This is a genomic window from Paraburkholderia sp. RL18-085-BIA-A (assembly GCF_046027075.1).
Taxonomy (GTDB): Bacteria; Pseudomonadota; Gammaproteobacteria; order Burkholderiales; family Burkholderiaceae; genus Paraburkholderia.
Genome location: NZ_JARESU010000520.1, coordinates 1 through 770, shown reverse-complemented (window position 1 = coordinate 770; position 770 = coordinate 1). Strand labels below are relative to the sequence as shown.

Below are 770 nucleotides of genomic sequence, written 5' to 3'. Positions count from 1 at the left end.
GGTACTTCGCCGCTCCGTACCTGACCTTGATGAACAAGGACGCACCGCAACGCCGTTACGAACTGCGTGAGATGTTCAACGCGCTGCGCTGGATTGTACGCGCTGGTGCACCGTGGCGTTTGTTGCCCAATGACTTTCCACCCTGGGAACTGGTCTACCAGCAGACGCAGCGCTGGATTCAGGCCGGTTGTTTTGAGGCCATGGTCAATGACCTGCGTTCGATCATCCGGATCGCGCAGGAGCGTCGTGGCCAACCCAGCGCGGTCATCCTCGACGGGCGCACGCTGCAGTCGACCTGCGAGAGTGGGCCTCGCGCCGGTTACGACGGCTACAAACGCAAACGCGGCAGCAAGGTTCACATGGCAGTTGATACTTTGGGGCAATTGCTTGCGGTGCATGTTACGCCGGCCAACGAACAGGAGCGCGCGCAGGTCGGAGAACTGGCCCGTCAGGTTCAGCAGGCCACCGGCCAAACGGTCAAGGTGGCGTTCGCGGACCAGGGATACACCGGCGAAGAGCCTGCGCAGGCAGCACGCGATGAAGGAATCGAGCTTCAGGTAATCAAGCTGTCGGAGGCGAAAAAGGGCTTCGTGCTGTTGCCGCGCCGTTGGGTGGTCGAGCGCAGCTTCGGCTGGCTCAACCGCTTCCGCCGACTGGCCAGAGACTACGAGCGATTGCCCGAAACCCTGGCTGGTTTGCACTTCGTCGTATTCTCCGTGCTTATGCTTGTTCACTTTGCAGCCCTTAACAAAAGTGCCTAACACGCTCTA

General features: G+C 60.4%; 1 protein-coding gene. It reads left to right on the top strand.

Annotated features, from left to right (window positions below; translation table 11 throughout):
- The coding region (locus P0D89_RS53615) for an IS5 family transposase (protein ID WP_408379745.1) at positions 1-761 on the top strand (761 nt) is incomplete at its 5' end.
- Positions 762-770: the final 9 nt, after the last annotated feature.